The sequence below is a fragment of the Halomonas rhizosphaerae genome, assembly GCF_030012485.1.
Lineage (GTDB): Bacteria > Pseudomonadota > Gammaproteobacteria > Pseudomonadales > Halomonadaceae > Halomonas > Halomonas rhizosphaerae.
This window is the reverse complement of sequence record NZ_JASCQQ010000028.1, coordinates 125,232-147,524: the sequence shown is the minus strand read 5'-3', so window position 1 is coordinate 147,524 and position 22,293 is coordinate 125,232. Positions and strand designations below refer to the sequence as shown.

General features: G+C 64.8%; 18 protein-coding genes. 8 read left to right on the top strand and 10 right to left on the bottom strand.

From position 1 onward, the window contains the following. Positions 1 to 56 precede the first annotated feature (56 nt). Positions 57 to 1,724, bottom strand: coding sequence for a cobaltochelatase CobT-related protein (locus QLQ86_RS13685; protein WP_282817319.1), 1,668 nt, complete (start codon positions 1,722 to 1,724; stop codon positions 57 to 59). Further along, complete coding sequence (locus QLQ86_RS13680) at positions 1,705 to 2,673, bottom strand: AAA family ATPase (RefSeq protein WP_282817318.1); 969 nt, start codon at positions 2,671 to 2,673, stop codon at positions 1,705 to 1,707. The genes QLQ86_RS13685 and QLQ86_RS13680 overlap by 20 nt, the downstream gene beginning before the upstream one ends. 273 nt (positions 2,674 to 2,946) lie before the next feature. Between QLQ86_RS13680 and QLQ86_RS13675 the strand changes: the two genes are divergently transcribed. The 4 genes from QLQ86_RS13675 (at position 2,947) to QLQ86_RS13660 (ending at position 8,903) form a co-directional block, all read left to right on the top strand. Further along, positions 2,947 to 4,143 (top strand): nucleotidyltransferase domain-containing protein, encoded by a 1,197-nt coding sequence (locus QLQ86_RS13675; RefSeq protein WP_282817317.1) that lies wholly within the window; start codon positions 2,947 to 2,949, stop codon positions 4,141 to 4,143. A gap of 19 nt (positions 4,144 to 4,162) precedes the next feature. Next, positions 4,163 to 5,983, top strand: a complete 1,821-nt coding sequence (locus QLQ86_RS13670; protein ID WP_282817316.1) for an ABC transporter ATP-binding protein — start codon at positions 4,163 to 4,165, stop codon at positions 5,981 to 5,983. A gap of 329 nt (positions 5,984 to 6,312) precedes the next feature. Continuing rightward, complete coding sequence (locus QLQ86_RS13665) at positions 6,313 to 7,263, top strand: hypothetical protein (RefSeq protein ID WP_282817315.1); 951 nt, start codon at positions 6,313 to 6,315, stop codon at positions 7,261 to 7,263. 356 nt (positions 7,264 to 7,619) lie between these two features. Continuing rightward, a complete protein-coding gene (locus QLQ86_RS13660) occupies positions 7,620 to 8,903 on the top strand; it encodes an O-antigen ligase family protein (RefSeq protein ID WP_282817314.1) in 1,284 nt (427 codons plus the stop codon). 37 nt (positions 8,904 to 8,940) lie between these two features. On the opposite strand, the gene QLQ86_RS13655 is transcribed toward QLQ86_RS13660, so the two are convergent. From QLQ86_RS13655 to leuS, 6 genes are all read right to left on the bottom strand, one after another. Continuing rightward, entirely contained in the window at positions 8,941 to 9,366 is a 426-nt protein-coding gene (locus tag QLQ86_RS13655) for a DUF488 domain-containing protein (protein ID WP_282817313.1), read from the bottom strand. A 2-nt stretch (positions 9,367 to 9,368) separates the two neighbouring features. Beyond that, positions 9,369 to 10,334, bottom strand: a complete 966-nt coding sequence (locus QLQ86_RS13650) for a PA2778 family cysteine peptidase (RefSeq protein ID WP_282817312.1) — start codon at positions 10,332 to 10,334, stop codon at positions 9,369 to 9,371. 14 nt (positions 10,335 to 10,348) lie between these two features. Next, positions 10,349 to 10,744, bottom strand: coding sequence for a PA2779 family protein (locus QLQ86_RS13645; RefSeq protein WP_282817410.1), 396 nt, complete (start codon positions 10,742 to 10,744; stop codon positions 10,349 to 10,351). A 281-nt stretch (positions 10,745 to 11,025) separates the two neighbouring features. Further along, a complete protein-coding gene (gene holA, locus QLQ86_RS13640) occupies positions 11,026 to 12,084 on the bottom strand; it encodes a DNA polymerase III subunit delta (protein ID WP_282817311.1) in 1,059 nt (352 codons plus the stop codon). Between the two features lie 179 nt (positions 12,085 to 12,263). Next, entirely contained in the window at positions 12,264 to 12,755 is a 492-nt protein-coding gene (locus tag QLQ86_RS13635; RefSeq protein WP_282817310.1) for an LPS-assembly lipoprotein LptE, read from the bottom strand. Between the two features lie 27 nt (positions 12,756 to 12,782). Beyond that, positions 12,783 to 15,377, bottom strand: a complete 2,595-nt coding sequence (gene leuS / locus QLQ86_RS13630; protein ID WP_282817309.1) for a leucine--tRNA ligase — start codon at positions 15,375 to 15,377, stop codon at positions 12,783 to 12,785. Positions 15,378 to 15,613: 236 nt separating this feature from the next. Here leuS and QLQ86_RS13625 point away from each other — a divergent pair, with 236 nt between their 5' ends. Then, positions 15,614 to 16,129 (top strand): zinc ribbon-containing protein, encoded by a 516-nt coding sequence (locus QLQ86_RS13625; RefSeq protein WP_282736571.1) that lies wholly within the window; start codon positions 15,614 to 15,616, stop codon positions 16,127 to 16,129. Between the two features lie 152 nt (positions 16,130 to 16,281). Here QLQ86_RS13625 and QLQ86_RS13620 read toward each other — a convergent pair whose 3' ends face one another. Next, positions 16,282 to 17,610, bottom strand: a complete 1,329-nt coding sequence (locus QLQ86_RS13620) for a hypothetical protein (RefSeq protein WP_282817308.1) — start codon at positions 17,608 to 17,610, stop codon at positions 16,282 to 16,284. A gap of 128 nt (positions 17,611 to 17,738) precedes the next feature. Next, the gene (locus QLQ86_RS13615; protein WP_282817307.1) at positions 17,739 to 18,632 is read right to left on the bottom strand and encodes a LysR family transcriptional regulator; all 894 of its coding nucleotides are present in this window, start codon (positions 18,630 to 18,632) and stop codon (positions 17,739 to 17,741) included. A gap of 290 nt (positions 18,633 to 18,922) precedes the next feature. On the opposite strand from QLQ86_RS13615, the gene leuC reads away from it, so the two are divergent. The 3 genes from leuC to leuB all read left to right on the top strand — a co-directional run bounded on the left by leuC (position 18,923) and on the right by leuB (position 22,282). Continuing rightward, on the top strand, positions 18,923 to 20,374 hold the full coding sequence (leuC, locus tag QLQ86_RS13610) for a 3-isopropylmalate dehydratase large subunit (RefSeq protein ID WP_282817306.1): 1,452 nt from the start codon (positions 18,923 to 18,925) through the stop codon (positions 20,372 to 20,374). Between the two features lie 3 nt (positions 20,375 to 20,377). Next, complete coding sequence (leuD, locus tag QLQ86_RS13605; protein ID WP_282817305.1) at positions 20,378 to 21,031, top strand: 3-isopropylmalate dehydratase small subunit; 654 nt, start codon at positions 20,378 to 20,380, stop codon at positions 21,029 to 21,031. 171 nt (positions 21,032 to 21,202) lie between these two features. Then, positions 21,203 to 22,282, top strand: coding sequence for a 3-isopropylmalate dehydrogenase (gene leuB, locus QLQ86_RS13600; RefSeq protein WP_282817304.1), 1,080 nt, complete (start codon positions 21,203 to 21,205; stop codon positions 22,280 to 22,282). Positions 22,283 to 22,293: the final 11 nt, after the last annotated feature.

The window sequence follows — 22,293 nt, the reverse complement described above, 5'->3', positions numbered from 1 at the left end:
CAGGGTGTCGCGGTCCAGGTGGCTGCCGTTCAGGTGGATCAGGCCAGCAATGGCGGTCATGATGCCCTCCGGGCGGCCTGGGCGGGTATCAGCAGGTCGCCCAACTGCTCGAAGAGCCTTTCTGCCACCTCGTCGGGATGACGGACGGTCAGGACATGGCGATAGAAGCGTGCCACGTCCTGTCCCGTGCCGATGGCGGCCAGGTGGATCGGGCTGCGCTCCACTTCGGCGATGATACGGCGCAGGTGACGCTCCAGGAATTCGCGGCCGTTGGCCTGGGCGGTGGCCTTGTCGTAGGGCGCGCCATCCGAGAGCACGATCAGGATCTTGTGGGGCTCGCTCCTTCGTGACAGGCGCTGTGCGGCCCAGTGAAGTGCCTCTCCATCGATGTTTTCATGCCCGGGCGACTCGCGAAGCAGGAAGCCGAGCTGTGGGCGCACGCGACGCCAGGGTTGTTCGGCTGACTTGTAGATGATATGGCGAATGGCGTTGAGCCGCCCGGGTGAGCTGCCCGTACCATGCCGGCGCCAGCGTGTCGCCGGCGGATTGTCCGCCGTATAACGGGTAGTAAAGCCCAGCACCTCGCAGCGAATCTGGCAGGTTTCCAGGGTATGGACGGCCAGGTCGATGGCCAGTGCCGCCATATGACGCCGCCGACCGCTCATGGAGCCCGACTGGTCGACCAACAGGGTTACACAGGCATCCGGCAGGGGGCTGGTCTGTTCGAAGCGAAAGACCCTTCGTGTGGGCGTGTCGCCGACCAGACGAGCCAGGCGGCGGCTGTCCAGTCGGCCTTCCTCCTGATCGAATTGCCAGTGGCGCTGCCGAGCGGCCATCAGTCTGCGCTGCAGGCGATGCGCCAACTGACGAACACGCCGGCGATCAAGGGTATCGAGTCCACGCAACGCGGTGGCATCCTCCGGTGTTGCCCAGTAGCTGGCGAAATGTTCCTCATCCCATTGCCTGGTGTATACCGCATAGCCTTGGCGGTGATCGTCGCGCTCGGCGAGCTCCTCGGCCAGGCTGGGGCTGGTAGGCTCTTCGCTCTCCTGGTCTTCCTGCTCACTGCTGCCCTCTGGACTTGTGGCTTCTGCCTCGGTGGACGATGGTGTCTCGGATCGGTAAATCAACTCCAGTTGGATAATCAGATCGGCCAGGCTGTCGGTGAAGGCCTGGCTGTCGTCGAGGTGCTCGGCAGCGTCTCCAAGAGCTTCCAGCAGGCGGCTTTTATCGATGCCATTGCTGGCCGTAGGTGCACTTTTTTGTCGCTTGCGCTGCAGCAGGTTTCGCATCACCCGGGCTGGCCAGGCGCAGCCATCGGATGCGCCCGGGGAGGGGAGAGCCGGTTCGGCCGGTTCTTGCCTGGCGAATAGCTGGCGCGCGACTCGATAGAGTGCCTGCTTGGCGCCATCCTCGGGGCTGGTGTTTACCAGTCTTGCCAGGTTGCTGGCCATGCCGGGCAACTCGGCGCTGGCCAGTGTTTCCACACGAGCGCGCTCGAGGACGTCATACCAGGTGCGCTGGTCGATGCTGAAGCGTTGCGGTTGTGATGGGTCGTGCCAGCGACGCCAGGCCGCCAGGGCGTCGACGGTGCCACGTGTGACGGGCAGGTGGGGAGAGGTACCGGGTAACTGGCGGGGCGTCTCCCGGCCGGCAGCGTAGGTGCGCTCCCAAGCCGCGGCAAGCTCTGCTTGTCGCGGGACGTCAGAAGAGAGGGCTGGCATGACGGCTATCCTGATACAGGTCGACGTCGAAGCAGCGCTGGTAGATCTCGTTGACCAGCGGGCGCTCCGTCTCGTCACAGCGATTGAAGAAGGTCAGGCGCATCGCCTCATGAGTATCGCCGAGAAGGGCAGCGTTTTCTCCCCAGGACACCAGTGTGCGCAGCGAGATAAGCGAGGAGAGGTCACCCTGCTCGAACGCCTGGCGTGCCAGGTTGGCGAACGCCACCATGCCGGCGACGCTGTCGGCGGCCAGGTCGGGAAGGCGTGACTGGAGAATGGCCTCTTCCTGCTCGGCGGGCAGGTAGCCCAGTTCGGTAATGACCTGCCAGCGATCAAGCTGGGCCTGGTTGAGGGCCTGGGTGCCCGCGTAGAGGCCGCTGGGATCCCCCTGGCCTGCCGTGTTGGCCGTGGCGAACAGGCGAAAGTCCGGGTGAGGAGTGATCACTTGGTTCTGATCGAGCAGTGTCAGCTTTCCGGTGGATTCCAGCACGCGCTGGATGACGAACATGACGTCCGGGCGACCAGCGTCGTACTCATCGAAGATCAGTGCCATGGGCCGCTGCATGGCCCACACCAGCATGCCGGGCACGAATTCTGTCACCTGCTTGCCTTCGCGAATCATCACCATGTCTCTTCCGATCAGGTCGGTGCGAGTGATGTGTCCGTCCAGGTTGATGCGAATGCAGGGCCAGTTGAGCCTGGCGGCAACCTGTTCGATATGTGACGACTTGCCGCTGCCATGGGGACCGTGCAGATAGACTCTGCGATTGTGAGCAAAGCCCAGCAGCAGTGCGCGTGTAACGTCGGGCACGAAGCGAAAGGCGCGGTCCTGCTCGGGCACGTGAGGGTCAGCTTCACGAAAGGCGGGTACCGTCCAAGGTACCTCGAGCTGGAAGGCCTGCCGAGTATCACAGATGGCCTCAGGGCTCAGCTGGCTAGAATCGTTCATGAGGAGGTTACAAGGTCCTTTCATCGGGTCAGGCATGCTGCCCATCGACGGGGGAGGCGTTCCGTATCGGTCATTGGGCCGTGGGCGTACCAGGGCAAGGCGGTGCCATCGTCCACGTCCCCATCTTCCACGCTAGCAGATCGCTCGGCGGACAAGCAACAATATGCATCTTTTTGTGTTCTTATGTTAACCTGCAGGGCAGACAAGAGATCCTTTCATGGCGAGGCTCTCGCAACATAAAGCGGCTGGCAGCATCGTACGCAAGGATATGACATGGCAGCTTTCTCATCTCGAGCACCAGCGCTGAGCAAGGAGTTTCGCTTGTTGCTGCTGTTTTCCAGACTGGAGCTTGACGACGCCCAGGCCAGGGCAGCACAGTTGCTCTGCGACGAGGTAGGGGACTGGGAGGCGTTTCGCCATATGGCGACCCATCGCTTCATCCTTCCCATGGCGTACCGCCATCTTCGTCGCCTTCAGCCTCCTACGCTGCCAGCCGAACTGCTCGCCCTGATGAAGCAACAGGTAATGTTGCACTATCGACACGGCCTGAGCGGGATTACCAGCGTGGGAGAGATCCACCAGCAGCTGCTGGCACCGCTGGATATTCCCTACGTGACCTTCAAGGGTCCATCGCTAGCTGTTCGCTATTACGACGAGCCGGCTATGCGCTTCTGTCGCGATATCGACATCCTGGTGCCCAGGGAGCGGATGCCGGCGTTGCTGGCCCATGCCCTGGCAGAGGGTTATCGGCCGCTGGATCCGCACGAGCTGGCGGCCGATCCCGTCAGCCTGACGTTCGTTGCGCGTTACCAGAAAGTGATCACGCTCCTTTCGCCGCGCGGTGTCAAGGTCGAGTTCCACTCGCGTATCGACAATATCGGCACGGTATACGATTCACGAGCGCTGATCGACGAGGCGGAGCCGATTCGCGTTGGTAACGCTGAGGTGGCGGTTCTGCCGACCGATGAGCTCTTCGTCTATGTCTGCTGGCACCATACCAAGCACTTCTGGTCACGACTGCACTGGTTGGTCGATCTTGACGCGATGCAACGCCACCCGAGTTTCGATCGCCAGAGCGTCCTTGCCTGTGCCGATCGTCACGGGCTGAGCGCCACGGTCGAGATTTGCCTGAAAATGGCTGAGCTCTTGGGCTCGCCCGACTTCGACCCTGACGGCCATCATGACGAGCGACTCGATGAGCTGTTGAAACTTTCACTGGAGGCCATGCAGGGTGACCTGGAGGTCGAGTATCGACTGGCCAGCCAGAAGCCGACCCCTGACTTTGCCTTTCACTGGCAGACGGATAGCGGCCACCGGCTTCGCTGGAAGCTGCTCGGCTGGCTGCGGATCTTTCGCCCGAGCTATGCCGACTATCTCGAGTGGCCGTTGTCGTCACGCTGGCAGTGGCTGTACCGTCCCTTACGCCCCTTGCGAGAGTGCCGACGCCGTTGGCCCCAATCCCGACACTGACGAGCCCCCAGGAACAGTCATGCCTTCGATTGCCAAGTTGATTGAGCCGCTGAGCACCCTGCGGCGAATCTTCCCCATCCTCTGGGCCAGCAGCCGTAAATGGACGCTGATTTCCACCGGTCTCATGGTGCTGGAGATTCTCTTCGGGCTGGGGGTGCTGTTTCTGCTGAAGCAACTTGTCGACGTGGTGACGACGATGCTGGGCAGCGATGCGCCTGCGCAAGGCATTCAGTACGTACTCTGGGCAGTGGCGGCAACCGGCTTCTGCTCGCTGGGGTATCTGGCTGCCCGGGGCTTCTCCGCACTTGCCAGGGAAACCCAGGGATTGCTCGTGGCGGAGCGTATCGACCAGTACATCCACGAGCGTGCCGTGGGCGCAGATCTCGCCTTCTACGAAAGCCCGCGCTATTTCGACACTCTGCAGCGCGCCCGGGAGTCAGGCAACCAGCGCCCTGTGCAAGTCGTCAACAACCTGATGCTGCTGGTAAAGAATACGCTGATGCTGGGCGCTATCGTGGTGCTGTTGGCCACCATCAACTGGATGCTGCTGCCGTTGCTGATCGTAGCCATCGTGCCGGCGCTGTTGGTCAGGTTGCGTTTCACGCGCCGACTCTACGATTGGCAGCGCAAGCGGACCCAGATGGAGCGCCGGGCGGGCTATCTGGACTGGCTGTTGACCTCGGATATCAACGCCAAGGAACTTCGTCTCAATCAGTTGGGTGACTTTCTTCGCGAACGCTATGCCGAGCTGAGAGCCTTGATTCGCCGGGAAAGGCTGGCGATCAGTCGCCAGCGTACCATTGTCGAGGTGGGTGTGTCGGCGGTAGCCACGTTGGCCTTCTTCTCGGCACTGGGATACCTGGCATGGGAAACCTCCGAAGGTCGCAACAGTGTTGGTGACCTGGTGCTTTTCCTGCTGGTGTTCCAGCGTGCCCAGTCCATGGGACAGGAACTCGTAGGACAACTCTCCAGGCTTTATGAAGATCATCTGTATATCGGTCTGCTGTTCGAATTTCTCGACGTGCGCCCGGTCATATCGGAGCCCGCCGATCCCAGGCCGTTACCCTCGCGCATGAGCCAGGGGGTGAGCTTCGAGAATGTCAGCTTTTGCTATCCTGGCACCTCCCGGGAGGTGCTTCACAACATCAATCTTACTATTCGGCCAGGGCAGGTCGTGGCGCTGGTGGGGGCCAATGGATCCGGCAAGACGTCACTGATCAAGCTGCTCTGTCGCCTCTACGATCCCAGTTCGGGGCGTATCTCTCTGGATGGGGTAGACGCCCGGGAGTACTCCCTCGACGACTACCGGCGCAAATTCAGCGTGATCTTCCAGGACTACGGCAAATATGCCGATACCGTGCGCAGCAACATTCGCTACGGTGATATCCGTCAGCCCGAGGATACGCCGCTGGTCGAGGCCGCGGGAGAGAAGTCGGGGGCAGACCCCTTCATTACCTCCTTGCATAGCGGCTACGACACGCCGCTGACCCGCATGTTCGATGATGGCCAGGAACTCAGCATCGGCCAGTGGCAGAAGGTGGCCCTGGCCCGCGCCTTCATGCACCAATCCGAAGTGATCATCCTCGATGAGCCCACCAGCGCCCTCGATCCTGGGGCCGAGTTCGATCTGTTCGCCAACTTCCGAGAGCGGATCGACCATCGTGCCGCTCTGGTGATCAGCCACCGCCTTTCCACGGTGCGAATGGCGGATTACATCTACGTACTGGACGAAGGGGAAATTCGTGAAGCTGGCACCCATGACGAGCTGATACGTCAGGACGGCATTTACTGCAAATTGTTCAGCCAGCAGGCATACCACTACCGCGAGGTCGAGGCGTGAACGGGCGCACCAAGTGGCATCGTGTGTCTCGGTGCGCGTCCAGCCTCGCCCACGCTGCTGGAAGCCATGGCGCTTAAGTGCCGGCATCAGCTGGTCGAGGAGGGCTTCTCTTTCTACCAGGGTGGCATGGGGTTAGCCTGCTATCCCGCAATATCTCCCTGGACGGCAGGGCTGAGGGCTTCGTCGAAGTATTTCTCGAGTGAAAGTGGGTCTTTACCGCGAGAAGGCCCGAGGCGCGGCCTCAAGGCCGCGCCTTTTCTGTTCTTCGGGTCGCCAGGAATTGATGCCTTCGCCGTTCTCGCATCACGTTTCTCAGCATGGAGGAGATCATGCCACGCTTCCGCTTGTTCGGCTTCGAAACCCTGGCCGATATGGACCTGGCCACGCCCATGGCGAAAGCCGTGTCAGCTCAGGGGGCTGAACTGTCGTTCAGCTGCCACTCGGCTGAAGCGCAACGTGTTACTGGCGATGCCCTGTACCTCAGTAAAAGCCTCAACGCATCGGGGGATCCTTCCGTTCAACTGTTCGAGGTGAGTGGATCGTCCTGGTTGATGCGCTTTCCGGAGATTGCCGACTTCTATCTTCGGCCGGGAGAAATCGAGTGCCGGCTGGTCGATCCGGCGCTGGTTTACATGGTCGATGTTCTGCTGCTGGGGCACGTCATGGCCTGCTACCTGGAGCGTCAGGGCATTCTGGCCCTGCATGCGGGCGCACTCGCAGTCGGCAACCAGGCCGTGCTGCTCGCCGGAGACAAGGGGGCGGGCAAGAGCACCATGGTGACCTCCATGGTCGCAGCGGGGTACTCCTTGATGGCAGACGATATCGCCGCCGTGGAGGAAGTCAGGGGGACGGTGCTCTGTCGCTCGGCCTTTCCCCAGGTCAAGCTGACGCCCGAGCAGCTTGAACGCTTCGCGAAGGGGGAAAGCAGGTCATATCCGCGCTTTCACCCGGGCTTTACCAAGCTGAGCGTGCCGGTGGCCGACCTGGGTGCTTTCGATCCCGGGCCTTGCCCGGTGGGAGCGATTTACCTGCTAGAAAGGGGCAGTGACGAGAGCCTGCTTATCGAGACTCTGCCGCCTGCCAGGGCGGTGGTGGAACTGGCCAGGCAATCTTTCCTCGGTCATATACTCGAAGTTACCCCCATGGTGCGTGACCGCTTCGCCCACCTCGTGCGTGTGGTCCGCACCGTTCCTGTCAAGCGCCTGAGGTATCCCGACGGCCTCCGTCATCTGGTTGACGTGCATGCGGCCATCGAGCGGGACCTGGAGGTTCGGAAGTGACGGACAGCTAACCCGATGGTGACGCCCCAGGATATGCCCCTTTCCGGGGCCGTTATCGGGCCGAGGAAACCTGCCATGTGCTGCCGGGGTGACGGCATGATCTTGGCTATGATTCCCAATGAGCTGACAATGCTAGCCAGGACCCATAGCCTGGACGGTATCAGCGCAGCGTTCTGGCAGCTGTTGATGCGGCATGGTTAATGGTTAGAGCAGCGAACATTTCAGATGCCGCTGATCCGGTACCTGGTAGCTCGCGAGAGGCTTGAGGCCGACATGAACGTATTAGTTGAGAAGGTGCGAGCGGAGGGGCTGCTGGCGCGGCACGACCCGGTACCGCAAGCCCGTGGCGCGGCGGCATGAGGTGGCTCTGGCAGGAGCCGCAAGTAGGGCTGCGTGCCCTCCTGCTGCTGCTTTTCATCACCTTGCTGGTGGTGAGGCCCTGGGCGCATTGGGGGGTGCCCTTGCTGGGGTTGGTCCTGCTGATGCCCTGCACGGTCGCCATCGGGCTGTTGGGCTTAAAGCGAGTTGCTGGCGCGATGCCGATCCACCTCGAGCGCGATGACTGGCTGTGGATCCTGGTACTGCTGGCCTTTGGCGGGTTCTGGTTGCTGGATGTTGCACGCACTGGGCGCTGGCCGTCGGATTCCATCGGATGGGCGATTCCACTGCCGCTCTGGCCGCTGCTGGCAGTGGTGCTTTTCATATGGTTGCTGCGTTATCCGCCCGGGGTGCGTGTATTCTGGGTGGCGGTGTGTGGAGGTGCACTTGGCGCCGGTTCGGTGGCCCTTTACGAGCGACTGGTGCTGGGCGAGGGTCGGGCCAGCAACGACCTGAACGCGATTCCTTTCGGTAACCTGTCCTTACTGCTCGGAGGACTCTCGCTGCTGGCCCTTCTGTGGTGTCTTCGCCGCGGTCATGCGCGTTCGCCGGTGCTGGCGTCCATGGCCCTGCTGGCGGCGCTCTTTGGCATCCTGGGTTCGCTACTCTCGGGAACTCGCGGTGGCTGGCTGGCGCTGCCCTTCCTTCTGGTGCTGTGGTTCCGCTCCTCGAGGGACCTGTTGCCGGGCGTCTGGCGATATATCTCGGTTGGACTGGTGGCCTTTGTCATCGCCGGGGCGGTGCTTCTGCCCAGCAGCAACGTGACCCCGCGCCTGGTGGCGGCGGTGAGTGAGGCGCAGCAGCTCGGGGCCGGGGAGGTGCGCGGCTCACTCGGACTGCGCCTGGAAATGTGGCGCAGTGGCTTGATGCTCTGGAGCGAGAAGCCGCTGCTGGGCTGGGGCGAGGGTGGTGTCGTGCAGCGTGTCCGCGCCCTCATCGCCGATGACCAGCTCAGCCCTCGGATTGAGAGCTTCAACCAGATGCATAGCGATCTCATCGATACGGCTGCTCGGCGCGGTTTGTTGGGTGTGACGGCGCTGCTGATGCTTTACGGGGTCCCGCTGTGGCTGTTCTGGCGACGCTTGCGCTCGGCGGGAAGTGCCGAGATCCAGCTGATGGCCGGGGCCGGCATGATGGTCTGCGTCGCCTATATCAGTTTCGGCCTGAGTCAGTCGATGCTGCGTGACCCCCTGGGATTGAGCGGCTATCTGGGACTGTGCCTTGCCTGCTGGGTGACGCTGCGTGCCAGCCAGCAGGCGTGATGCTTGCCAGCTTGCCCTGCTTCGAGCGAGTCGATCGTCATTCCGGCTTGAGCTGATCGACGAAGCAGGGCGGTGACGCCAGCTCACTATCGGCTGCGTCTTCCTGATATAGCGCTTGTAGAATGGCCTCACCGAGGATCGGAAGATGTGACCCTTCCAGGTCACGGGCCGCCGATAGCAGCGTCAGCCGGCCCTGCCGGGCGTGTCGCATCAGCGGGATCAGGTTCTCGGGCGCATCCCGCAGTTCTCCTCGGTAGCGAGTACAGAACACCTCCTCGCTGATCTCGCCAAGGTGGTATTGACGGCGCAGCGCGGGTGAGGGGGACGCGTCTCGGTACCAGTCGGTAAGAGCAAGGCTCTCGCGGCGCTTGCCGCGTGGCCAGAGGCGATCGACCAGCACTCTGGCCCCATCCTCGGCATGCACCGGCTGGTAAATTCGCTTGAACTCGATCTCATAGGCCATCGTTAGCCTCCCGCCTTCAGGTCATTAAGCACTTGCCGGGCCTGCTCCTGCCAGGCACCGGGGATGGCGACCGCTCGCTGCAGGGCCTTGCGGGCCTCATCTGGCTCCCCCAACTCGCGATGCAGCAGCGCCAGATTGAGCCAGGCCACGGCGAGGTCAGGCTCCTGCGCAACGGCCTGCTCGAAGGCGTCGATGGCCCCTTGGCTGTCGCCGGTGGCGTGGCGGGTATTGCCCAGCGCGAAATGACCCATGGCCGTTTCCGGATGCCGTTCCGTGAAGGCTTCCCAGGCGGGCAGGGCGGCCTTCGCCCCCTGGACGCGCTCGAAGTCGGCTATGGCGTCCAAGGCTGCCTTGCCATCACCCGTGGCTGGCATCTCGCCCGGGGGCAGGGCGACGAATGCCCAGCGGTCGCTGCGGGCCCAGGTGGCATCGAAGCGCTTGAAGGATTCGATGCGCTCTGGCTCCATGCCGCTATGCAGGATCAGCGTTTCCTCGTCCAGGTCGAAGCCGATGGCTACGGCGTAGTGCCAGACCGGCCAGGCCGGTAGGGAGAGGTTCTGCATCACCACCACCGGATGGCCGGCGTCGATCTCGGTCAGCAGGGCGTCGAGGTTGCCGTCGATCCGGAACGGGATGCGGCCGTAGCGACGCACGGTGCCCAGCATCTCGGGCTGGACGCTGCCTTCGCGCCCGGGCAGGAAGACCTGGGGTATCAGGGTATCGACCTTCGCCGGCACGCCGGAGGCGTTGAGCACCATGGCCAGCGAGGCGGGGCCGCACTGGTAGTCGCGCTGGCCGTGGAAGGGGGTGTCAGCGAGCAGGGTGCGGCGGGGCAATTCGCGTTCGGTGGTGTCGGCCAGTTGCGGGGTGCTGGCGCATCCGGCCAGTGTCAGGAGCAGCAGCGCTAACGCAAGAACGCCCGCGGCGCGGGCGTTCCTGGTATGCGGCTGCCTATCACGGCAGTGCATCATGGGGATCGTGCTCAGCGGGTGAAGGGAAAGACGTTGGTCAGGCCGAGGATATCGGTGACCAGCAGGATCACGAAGACGGCGAACAGGGCGCCGACCACGCTGGCACCGGCCGGCAGCTGCTCGAGCCGGTCGGCCATCTGGGCGGCTTCCGCATCGGAGAGGGCGGCCACGCGGGCTTCCACTTCGGCGGGGTCGACGCCCTGAGCGACGAGCTGCTCCTGGACATCGTCGCGGGCGAGGATCTCGTGGATCCGCTCCCGATCTCCCTGAGTGCGTTCGACGTTCAGGGCATCCTGAGTCGTGACCAGGCTACTTCCCGGGCTGGCCGGCGCGGCGGCCACCGGCAGGCTGCCCAGTACCAGGGCGGCGATCAGCAGCGGGCTGAGGTAACGGCAGATCTTCTTCATCATGTCGGTGTTCCTTCTTCTTGGGTTGGGCTTCCGGCTCCAGGCTTCGGCGTACCTGCCTCCTTGCAGGCCGACGGAGCAACGATGCTCCTCCAGTATAGGACGGAATGATCTGAAATTTCATGCCCTTGTGGAAGTTGAGTTGGCTCTGCCATTGAGTCCCGACCTTGTAGGAGCGATCGGATCGAGGACTCGCCTTGAATCGCGATCAGTGCGTCCACCATCGCGATGCAAGCATCGCTCCCACAAAAAGTGGCGCTCTCAATGGCGCTTCCCCAACTTCAGCCGATCCGGTAGGAAGAGGGCAGCTCGGCGAGAAGGCCGCGGCCGCCGGCCAGCGTCAGGGCCAGGTCATGGAGGCCATCCCACAGCGGCACGCTGCTGCCCCCCTTGATCGCCAGGTCCAGGCGCTGGGCGAAGAGCAGTAGCTTGTGCAGTCGCTTCAGGGGCAGCCGGGTGATGGCCTGCTGGTAGGCCGGGCGGCGCTTCTCGAAGATCGGCGGCTTCTGGGCCTTGCAGGCATGCTCCAGGCTCTGGCCCTGGTCGAGGTGCTGCTGGATCGAGAGCAACAGGCGCAGCTCCCGGGACAGCGCCCAGAGCACGATGGGCGCCTCGACCCCCTCGCCGCGCAGGCCGGCCATGATCCGCGTGACCCGGGCTCGCTCGCCCTTGAGACAGGCGTCCATCAGGGTGAAGACATCATAGCGGGCACTGTCCTCCACGCCACCGGCGACTTCCCGGGGACCGACCCGAGCGCCTGCCGGCATCATCAGGGCCAGCTTCTGCAACTCCTGGTCGGCGGCGAGCAGGTTGCCCTCGGTGCGCTCGCCGAGCAGTCTTGCGGCATCGAGGTCCAGGGAGAGGCCGTGGCGGGAGGCTCGGTCGCGCAGCCAGAAGCCCAGCCGCGAGGGATCCACCGGCCAGACCGGCACGAAGAGCCCGACCTTGTCCAGGGCCTTGAACCAGGCGCTCTTCTGCTCGCGGTAGTCGAGCTTGCCGGTGGAGAGCAGCAGGACGTCGTCGCTGCCCTTGAGGGACTCGGCGTAGTCGCGCAGTGCCTTGGCGCCTTCCTGACCGGGCTTGCCACTGCTCAGCCGCACCTCTATGAGCCGCCGCGTGGCGAACAGCGAGAGGCTGGCGGCGGCCTCGGTGAGGCGTCCCCAGGCGAAGTTGGCCTCCACGTGCAGGACCTCGCGCTCATCGACCCCCGCCTGGCGAGCGGCGGCGCGAACGGCGTCGCAGGCCTCCATGTGCTGCAGCGGTTCCTCGCCGGATACCATCACCACCGGAGGCAGCTTCCTGGCCAGCGCGTCTTGAAGCTTGTCGGGAAAGACCTTCATCGATGCCTCTTTATATGGGCTTGCCATGCGGGGCTTTACCCGTCGACAGGTCTGCGAGGAGGCGCTGTGAACCCCTCCCTGGGCGCTACCGACGCCATCCCTGGCGTAGGACCTCCTCTTCGACCTGTCCCCGGCGCCCCTTGAAACATGCAGGTTCACCGAGTCGGTGTCATGAAGCCTTACAGTTCGGTTAACGCCCGCAGGCGGTCCATCAGCTGGCGTACGGCCTGGTCGCGTAGCCGCTCGCGCGTGGCCTCGCGCAGGTCATCCTGGGCCAACAGCGCGTCATCGTTGACCGTGAGGCGCTCGCTGACCTCGAGGCGCTGCTGGTCGAGCAGGTAGGCGCCGTCGGCGCGGCGCTGCACCGAGAAGGGCACCTCCAGGCTCATCTCCAGTTCACGCGGCCCGCTGTCGAGCACGCTCAGGCGCCGCTCACGGAAGCGCTCCGCGCCCAGGTTGAGCACCCTCTCCGCCTGCCCATCGATCCGGGTGCCGGCCCGCTCCAGTCGGCGGGTGACCTGCCGGGCCAGCTCGCTGTCCTCGCCCTCCAGGGCCAGGGACTCGATGGTCACCAGCGGCTGGTCGAGGCCGCGCAGGCGAAAGCCGCAGCCGGCCAGCGCCAGGGAGGCGCCGGCGGCGAGGCCGAGTTGTAGTAGGGTTCGGCGCTGCATGGGTCTCTCCCCGTCAGGGTGCGGCGTTCAGCCCACCACGATATTGACCAGCTTGCCGGGCACCACGATCACCTTGCGGACCGTCTTGTCCTTGGTATGGCGCTTTACGTTCTCCGCCGCCAGTGCCTGGGCCTCGATGGTCTCCTTGGTGGCGGAGGCCTCGACTTCGATGCGGGCACGCAGCTTGCCGTTGACCTGCACCACCAGCTCGATGCTGTCGCGCTTCAGGGCCGATTCGTCGACCTCCGGCCAGCGGGCATCGATCGCCGGTTCACTGTGCCCCAGTTCCTGCCACAGCGTGTGACAGGCGTGGGGGGTAATCGGTGCGAGCAGCAGCACGCAGGCTTCCACCGCCTCGCGGGCCACGGCCAGCCCCTGGGGCGAGGTGTCCCCAAACTTCGAGAGGGCGTTGGTCAGTTCCATCACAGCGGCGATGGCGGTATTGAAGGTGGTGCGCCGGCCGATGTCGTCGCCGGCCTTCTTGATCGTCTCGTGGGTCTTGCGACGCAGTTCGCGCTGCGCGTCGTCGAGGGCATCGAGGTCGAGCGTGCCGGGCTCGCCGGCCGCGAGGTGTTCGCTGACCAGGCGCCACAGGCGCTTGAGGAAGCGATGGGCCCCCTCGACGCCGGCGTCGGACCATTCCAGGGACTGCTCCGGCGGCGCGGCGAACATCATGAACAGGCGTACGGTGTCGGCGCCGAAGCGGTCGATCATGGATTGCGGGTCGACGCCATTGTTCTTGGACTTGGACATCTTCTCGATGCCGCCCATTTCCACCGGCTGGCCGTCACTAGCCAGCATGGCGCTGACCGGACGTCCCTTCTCGTCGCGCTTGACCTCGACGTCGGCGGGGTTGAACCACGCCTTGCCGCCGTTGGCGGTGGGGCGGTAGTAGGTCTCAGCGATCACCATGCCCTGGGTGAGCAGGCGCTGGAAGGGCTCGTCGCTCTTCACCAGCCCCAGGTCGCGCATCAGCTTGGTGAAGAAGCGGGCGTAGAGCAGGTGCAGGATGGCGTGCTCGATGCCGCCGATGTAGAGGTCCACCGGCAGCCAGTAGTCGACCCGCTCGTCGAGCATCGCCTCCATGTTGTCGGCGCAGCAGAAGCGCGCGAAGTACCAGGAGGACTCCATGAAGGTGTCGAAGGTGTCGGTCTCGCGGGTCCAGCCGTCGCCGAGATCATAGAATTCCGGCATGCGCTTGAGTGGCGACCCGGTGGCGTCAACGGTGACCTCCATGGGCAGGGCCACCGGCAGTTCCTCGTCGGTAAGCGGCACGGTCTGGCCCTCCGGGCCGTACTTGACCGGGATCGGCGCCCCCCAGTAGCGCTGGCGGGCCACGCCCCAGTCGCGCAGGCGGAAGTTGGTCTTCACCACACCGCGGCCGAGTTCCTCGAGGCGCTTGGCGATGGCCTCGAAGGCCGCCTCGAAGGCCAGGTCGTCGAACTCGCCGGAATTGATCAGCACGCCGTAGTCGTCATGGGCGCCCTGGGAGAGGTCCGGCGCCTGGCCGTTCTCGTCGGCGATCACCGCCTCGATGGGCAGCCCGTACTTGGTGGCGAACTCCCAGTCCCGCTGGTCGTGGCCGGGCACGGCCATGACGGCCCCGGTGCCGAACTCCATCAGCACGAAGTTGGCCACGTAGACCGGGACCTCGCGGCCGGTGAGGGGATGGACGGCCAGGTGGCCGGTGGGCATGCCCTTCTTCTCGCGGGTGGCCAGCTCGGCTTCCGAGGTGCCGCCGCGGGCGCACTCGGCGCAGAAGTCGACCAGCGCCGCATTGCTCTCGGCGGCCTGCTTGGCCAGCGGATGGTCGGCGGCCACGGCCATGTAGGTGACGCCCATCAGGGTGTCGGGACGCGTGGTATAGACCGCGAGCGGACCCTCGACGGCCTCGAGGCCGGAGCCCTCGGCGGGCTTGATATCGAAGGTGAGCTCCACGCCGCGCGACTTGCCGATCCAGTTGCGCTGCATGGTCTTGACCTGCTCGGGCCAGTCGATGCGCTCCAGGTCGGCCAGCAGTTCCTCGGCATAGTCGGTGATCTTGAGGAACCACAGCGGGATCTCCTTGCGCTCCACCTGGGCGCCGGAGCGCCAGCCGCGGCCCTCGATCACCTGCTCGTTGGCCAGCACCGTCTGGTCGACCGGGTCCCAGTTGACGGTGGACATCTTCTTGTAGACCAGCCCCTTCTCCACCAGCTTGGTGAAGAACCACTGCTCCCAGCGGTAGTAGTCGACATCGCAGGTGGCGAACTCGCGGCTCCAGTCGTAGGCGAAGCCCAGCGCCTTGAGCTGGCGGCGCATGTAGTCGATGTTGTCGTAGGTCCACTTGGCCGGCGGTACCCGGTTCTGGATCGCGGCGTTCTCCGCCGGCATGCCGAAGGCGTCCCAGCCCATGGGCTGCATGACGTTCTTGCCCTGCATGCGCTGGTAGCGGGAGACCACGTCGCCGATGGTGTAGTTGCGCACATGCCCCATGTGCAGCTTGCCGCTGGGGTAGGGGAACATCGACAGGCAGTAGAACTTCTCGCGGCTGGCGTCTTCTACCGCCTTGAAGCACTGGTTCTTGTCCCAGAACTGCTGGGCGTCGCGTTCGGTCTCGTGGGGCTTGTACTGTGCGTCCATCGCTCTCTTCGGGTACCTTGAAAGTCGAGCGCAGCGGCGTGGCGCTGCGCATGTCAGCGGCCCTTGTCCGGCGTCAAGATCTGGCGCCGTGGCGGCGCGAAACCATTGAATTTCCGGCGGGATGTCGTCTAAATGGCATTACTGGCTGGCCGCTAGGATACCCCAGCATGGCGGCCGGCGGCTACGGGGCAGCGCCGCCTGGCCGGACGCCCCAATCGCGATTCGAGGAGATCAGCATGAGCGAGCACAAGGACCCGCACCAGGAACACCGCCTTCGCGAGGGCTACGAGCGCATGCTCGACCGGCTGCGCGAGGGGGCCGACGAGCTGACCTGGGAGAACCTGCAGCAGGAGCTCGACGAGGCGGTGGAGTTCGAGGCCGAGCTGGAGGAGTTCACCAAGGACGAACTGTCGCTGCTGCGCGCCTGGGTCGAGCGCGATCTGAAGGAGATGCGTCGCTACCTCAATGCTGGCGGCGATAGCGTGGCCACCTGGCTGGGGATCGACCTCTCCATGCTGTCACGCAAGGTGGTGGAGTCACTGCTTTCCATCGCCGATCGCAGCGTGATCGAGCGGGAACAGCTCGAGGATGACCTGGAGGCGTCACGCGCCGACTATGTCGCCGGCGAGATGGCCGTCCCAGGGCGCATGGCCTGCGTGCACTGTGAAGCCATCGTGGAGCTGGAAGGGGTGACGCGGATCGAGCCCTGTCACCAGTGTGGCCATCGCTACTTCGTGCGTGCACCGAAGTAGATTCTCTCCCGACAGAGGCAATCCCATCGCAACTTCAGATCGCGATGGCGCCGGTAGGCGCCCAGGATAACCCCACCGCCGCTGCGCGGCGGATCGCGACGCAAGTCGAGGCGTCGAACCGTTCGCTCCTACTGGGCGGCCTCTTCACTACCTTAAAGGCTTGCCTCCATTACCAGGATGGCACCCACCACCAGCAGCGTCATGATGGCGGCATAGCCAAGGTTATGGCGCATCATCGTCGTCCCGCTGACGCCGTAGCGCCCCTGCAGCGAGAGGTTGATGCCGGAAAGGGGGCCGACGCTGGTCCCCACCGCCCAGGAGGCCAGGGCCACGAAGGCGAAAAGGGTCTGCCGGCCGGCGTCCAGATCGAGCATCGAGGCGAGTACCGACACGCCGATGATGGGGTGGAGCCCGGCCACGGCACTGACGACGATGGCCAGGAAGCTGGCGATGGCCTCCAGCGGGCCGAACTGGCCGAAGAGCGTCCAGGTGCTGCCGGTGGCGGCAGTAATGAACGTCGAGAGTCCCAGGGTCAGCAGCCCTGCGCAGAGGAACAGCGAGATCTCGCCTCTCATGGCCGGCAGTCGAGTGAGGGTGTGCTGATGGACCCGGTGAAGTGTCCAGTGCGGCCCGCGGGGCAGGTTGGCGAGCAGCGCCACGCCCGGCAACAGGAAGGTGATGATGCTGACGATGGAGAGCCTGGGCGTGATGACGTAATGGAACAGCATCACCAGCGCCGCCATGCTCACCGGCATCAGCAGGCTGCGCGGCGACAGCGAGAAGCCGGCGGTTTCGGTGAGCTCGAAACGGCGCGAGAGCTCCCCGACCGTCAGCATGCCCGACACCATGGCCAGGGGCAGGCCGAAGGTGAGGATCGTGGCGTAGTGCATCGCTGGTGCCAGGGTCATGACCACCCCCATGGAGGCGAAGAAGGGCGACCAGAGCGCGGCACTGGAAAGGCCGCGGTTGAGGCCCAGTAGCTGGGGCGTGGAGAGCGGTGCGCGGCGTTCCAGGCGATCGCCGACCATGAACACCGTGGAGAGATTGAGGATCGAGCCGAGCAGGTGGACGCCCAGCCAGGTGCCTAGCATGCCGCGGGCCCCGGTCAGCGCCTTGCCGGGGGGGCGTGACCGCCCGCGCAGGTTGCCGATCAGGCCAATGAAGCTGACCCCGACCAGCATGGCGACCACGTAGGTGTTGCCGTCGAGGATGCCTGGCCAGTCGATTTTGGCACCGTGCCAGGTGCGAGCCAGGATAAGCAGCCCCAGGCCAAGGGCGGCGAGTATGCCCGCTTGGCGCCGTGTGCGCCGGGGGATATCGATCCACAGCAGGGCCGTGGCCAGCCACAGGCAGTAGCTCACCGCATGTGCCAGCGGGAGCAGGTTCGTGAACTGCGCCACCTGGAGGACCAGCCCGGCAAGGACCAGCCCGCCGGCCAGGGCGTGGCGAGGTGTGATCGGCGATGCAGCGTTGTCGGGCACTGAACTGAGTTCCTGACGAAAATGATGAGCAGTCTAAATAATCTACTGGGAGGTTGTATCTTTGCTGGCGGCAGGAGCGAACGGTTCGATGCCCCGCCTGGCGTTGCGATGAACCAGGTCAGTCGTGTTCAGCCCCACTCCCTGGCCGCCGGCTCGCGTGCGGCATCGAGCTGGGCGAGCATGGCCCGGGCGGGGTTGGAGAGGGTGCGGCTGCGATGCACGAGATAGCCCAGGGGGCGGTGGATGGGGGGATGGTCGACGTCCAACTCGTGCAGTTCGCCGGCCACCAATCGCTCCGGCAGCAGGCTCCACCCCAGGCCGATGGCGGTCATCATCTTCAGTGTCTCCAGGTAGTTGGTGGAAAGCGCCACCGGCAGGTCCAGTCCGGCGGAGGCGAAGCGTGACTCGATCAGGCCGCGGGTGAAGGTCATCGGGCCGGGCAGTACCGCGTCGAAGGCACACAACTCCTGAAGGGCCAGATGTCCCCGGCCGGCGAGGGGGTGGTCGGAAGCACAGACGAAGCACAGTCGGTCGATCCACACCGGTACCACCTGGAGTTGCGAATCGGGATGCGGTGCCAGGGTGACCACGGCCATCTCGAGCTCGCCGTCCAGCACCCCCTGATAGGCGAGCTCGGAATCCAGGAAGTGCAGGTCGAGCCGCACATCCGTGTGTTCGCGGGTATAGGCCTTGAGCAACGGCGGAAGCCGGTGCAGACCGATATGGTGGCTGGTGGCCAGCGTCAGGCTGCCAGCCACGCTACCCTCGAGGTTGCCCAGCGCCCGGCGGCTGTCGTCGACCATCACCAGGATCTGTCGCGCCCGGGGCAGCAGTACCCGACCGGCTTCGGTGAGGCTCACGCGCCGACCGATACGGTCGAACAGCCGGGCATCGATCTGGCCCTCCAGCACGGCGATGCGCTTGCTGACCGCCGGCTGGGTCAGGTGCAGTTGCTCGGCGGCGCGGGAAAAGCTCCCGCTGTCGGCCACGGCGAGAAAGGCCTGTAGGCTCTGCGTATCCATGGGCGGCTCCGTGGCGAGGTTTTCGGATTCCTTCAAGGAATCCAATCCATAAATAACATGAATTGATTTTATGGGCGAGGGGCGGGAAACTGTTCTCATAGCGTCGACCGCCGAGCATAAAAGCGGCGCCGGGGGCAGACCGGAAAGGAGGTCCTATGCCAGGGATGGCATCGGTAGCGTACCGGGAAGTATTTACAGCGCCTCCTTGGAGGTCTGCCCCCGGTAAAGCCGCGGTGGTGGTGCAATTCCGAGACCGGACACGATAGGGCCCAGGGCCCGGGAGAAACGACATGGCAGGCCAGACACTCTACGACAAGCTGTGGACACAGCACCTCGTCAAGGAGCGCGATGACGGCACCGCGCTGATCTACATCGACCGTCAACTGCTCCACGAGGTGACCTCGCCCCAGGCCTTCGAGGGCCTGCGCCTGGCGGGACGCAAGCCGTGGCGGATCGATGCCAACCTGGCCACCCCGGACCACAACGTGCCCACCACGCTCAAGGAGCGCGCCGAGGGTAACGCCGGCATCAAGGACCCGGTATCATTGATCCAGGTGCAGACCCTCGACGACAACTGCGTCGAGTTCGGCATCGAGGAGTTCAAGATCAACGACCCCCGCCAGGGCATCGTCCACGTGGTGGGCCCTGAGCAGGGCGCGACCCTGCCGGGCATGACCGTGGTCTGCGGTGATTCCCATACCGCTACCCACGGCGCCTTTGCCGCCCTGGCTCACGGCATCGGCACCTCCGAGGTGGAGCACGTGCTCGCCACCCAGTGCCTGCTGGCCCAGAAGATGAAGAACATGCAGGTGCGCGTCGAGGGCGAGCTCGGCACCGGCGTCACCGCCAAGGACATCGTGCTGGCCATCATCGGCAAGATCGGCACCGCTGGCGGTACCGGCTATGCCATCGAGTTCGCCGGCAGCGCCATCCGCGAGCTTTCCATGGAAGGCCGGATGACCGTCTGCAACATGGCCATCGAGGCGGGGGCTCGGGTCGGCCTGATCGCCGTCGACGACACCACCATCGACTATCTGCGCGACCGCCACTACGCCCCGACGGGCGAGCAGTGGGACGCCGCGGTGGCCGACTGGCGCAGCCTGGTCTCCGATCCCGACGCGGCCTTTGACAAGGTGGTGACCCTGGATGCCGCCGAGATCGAGCCGCAGGTTTCCTGGGGCACGAGCCCCGAGATGGTCACCGGCATCTCCGGCGAGGTCCCGGACCCGGCCGAGGCAGGCGACGAGACCATGCAGCGTGGCTACACCCGGGCACTCGAGTACATGGGGCTCTCGCCTCGTCAGAAGATCACCGATATCCGCCTCGACAAGGTGTTCATCGGTTCCTGCACCAACTCGCGCATCGAGGATTTGCGCGAGGCGGCCAAGGTGGCGCGGGGCAAGAAGGTGGCCGACTCGATCAAGCTGGCCATGGTGGTGCCGGGCTCCGGCCTGGTGAAGCGCCAGGCCGAAGCGGAGGGCCTCGACAAGGTGTTCATCGAGGCGGGCTTCGAATGGCGCGAGCCGGGGTGTTCGATGTGCCTGGCCATGAATGCCGACAAGCTGGGTGCCGGCGAGCACTGCGCCTCCACCTCCAACCGCAACTTCGAGGGTCGCCAGGGGTTCGGCGGGCGCACCCACCTGGTCAGCCCGGCCATGGCGGCGGCCGCGGCCATCGCCGGCCACTTCGTGGATGTGAGGCAGCTTGCCGCAAATGACGACGTCCAGAGTCAGGAGGCCTGAACGATGAAGAAATTCGAACGCACCGAAGGCCTCGTCGCGCCGCTCGACCGGGCCAACGTCGACACCGACCTGATCATTCCCAAGCAGTTCCTCAAGTCGATCAAGCGCACCGGCTTCGGCGTCAACCTCTTCGACGAGCTGCGTTACCTCGATGAGGGTCAGCCCGGACAGGACTGCTCCCAGCGCCCGAAGAATCCCGATTTCGTGCTCAACCAGCCGCGCTATCAGGGGGCGAGCGTGCTGCTGACGCGTCGCAACTTCGGTTGCGGCAGCTCGCGCGAGCACGCGCCCTGGGCCCTGGAGGACTTCGGCTTCCGCGTGGTGATCGCCCCGAGCTTTGCCGACATCTTCTACAACAACGCCTTCAAGAATGGCCTGCTGCTGGTGACCCTGCCTGAGGAGACCGTGGACCGCCTGTTCGCCGAGGTGGAGGCGAATGAGGGGTACCGGCTCGACGTGGATCTGGAGAACCAGCGGGTGATCACGCCCTCTGGCGAGATCCTTGAGTTCGAGGTGGACGAGTTCCGCAAGCACTGCCTGCTGGAAGGCCTGGACGACATCGGGCTCACGCTGAAGGATGAGGACGCCATCCGCGCCTTCGAGGCAAAGCAACGCGCTGCGCGCCCCTGGTTGTTCCGCGATACCGCTCAGGCCTGATGGCGTAATCAGGCTGCTCTTGCCGGTGCCGGGGCGCCGGGGACAAGCCGAAGAGGAGGTCCTATGCCAGGGATGGCATCGGTAGCGCCCAGGGATGGGTTCACAGCGCCTCCTCGCAGGCTTGTCGCCGGTCAAGCCCCGCTCCGGCGGTGACCCCACAAGGAAGCAATGATGACGCAGAAGATTCTGGTACTGCCGGGTGACGGCATCGGCCCCGAGATCACCGCCCAGGCCAGCCGCATCCTGGCCGCCTGTCAGGCCCGTGGCCTCGACGTCGAGGTGGAGGAGGGGCTGCTGGGCGGCGCCGCCTATGACGTGCATGGCGAGCCGCTGCCCGCCGAGACCCTGGAGAAGGCCAAGGCGGCCCGTGCCATCCTGCTGGGTGCCGTGGGTGGCCCCAAGTGGGACAAGATCGAGGATCTCGCCATGCGCCCCGAGAAGGGCCTGCTCGGCGTTCGCAAGAGCCTGGGGCTGTTCGGGAACCTGCGCCCGGCGATCACCTATCCCCAGCTGGCCTCCGCCTCGAGCCTCAAGCCCGACCTTGTGGCCGGTCTCGATATCATGATCGTGCGCGAGCTCACCGGCGGCATCTACTTCGGTCAGCCCCGCGGCATCGAGGAGCGTGACGGCGAGCGGGTGGGGTTCAACACCTACGTCTATTCCGAGAGCGAGATCGAGCGCATCGGTCGCGTGGCCTTCGAGATGGCGCAGAAGCGCAACAAGAAGCTGTGCAGCGTCGACAAGGCCAACGTCCTGGAGGTCACCATCCTGTGGCGCGAGGTGATGGAGCGCCTTTCGCTGGAGTACCCGGACGTCGAGCTCTCCCACATGTACGTCGACAACGCCGCCATGCAGCTGGTGCGCGCGCCCAAGCAGTTCGACGTCGTGGTCACCGGCAACATGTTCGGCGACATCCTCTCGGATGCCGCCGCCATGCTCACCGGCTCCATCGGCATGCTGCCCTCGGCCTCCCTCAACGAGAGTGGTCAGGGCATGTACGAGCCCTGCCACGGCAGCGCGCCGGACATCGCCGGCCAGGGCATCGCCAACCCGCTGGCGACCATCCTCTCGGTGGCCATGATGCTGCGCTACTCCTTGGATGAGGCGGCGCTGGCCCAACGCATCGAGGACGCCGTGGGCAAGGTGCTGGACGACGGTCTGAGAACGGCCGATATTGCCTCCGAAGGCACGCGCACCGTCTCCACCGCCGAGATGGGGGACGCCGTACTGGCCGCCTTCGAGACTCTATAGCCAGCTGCGCC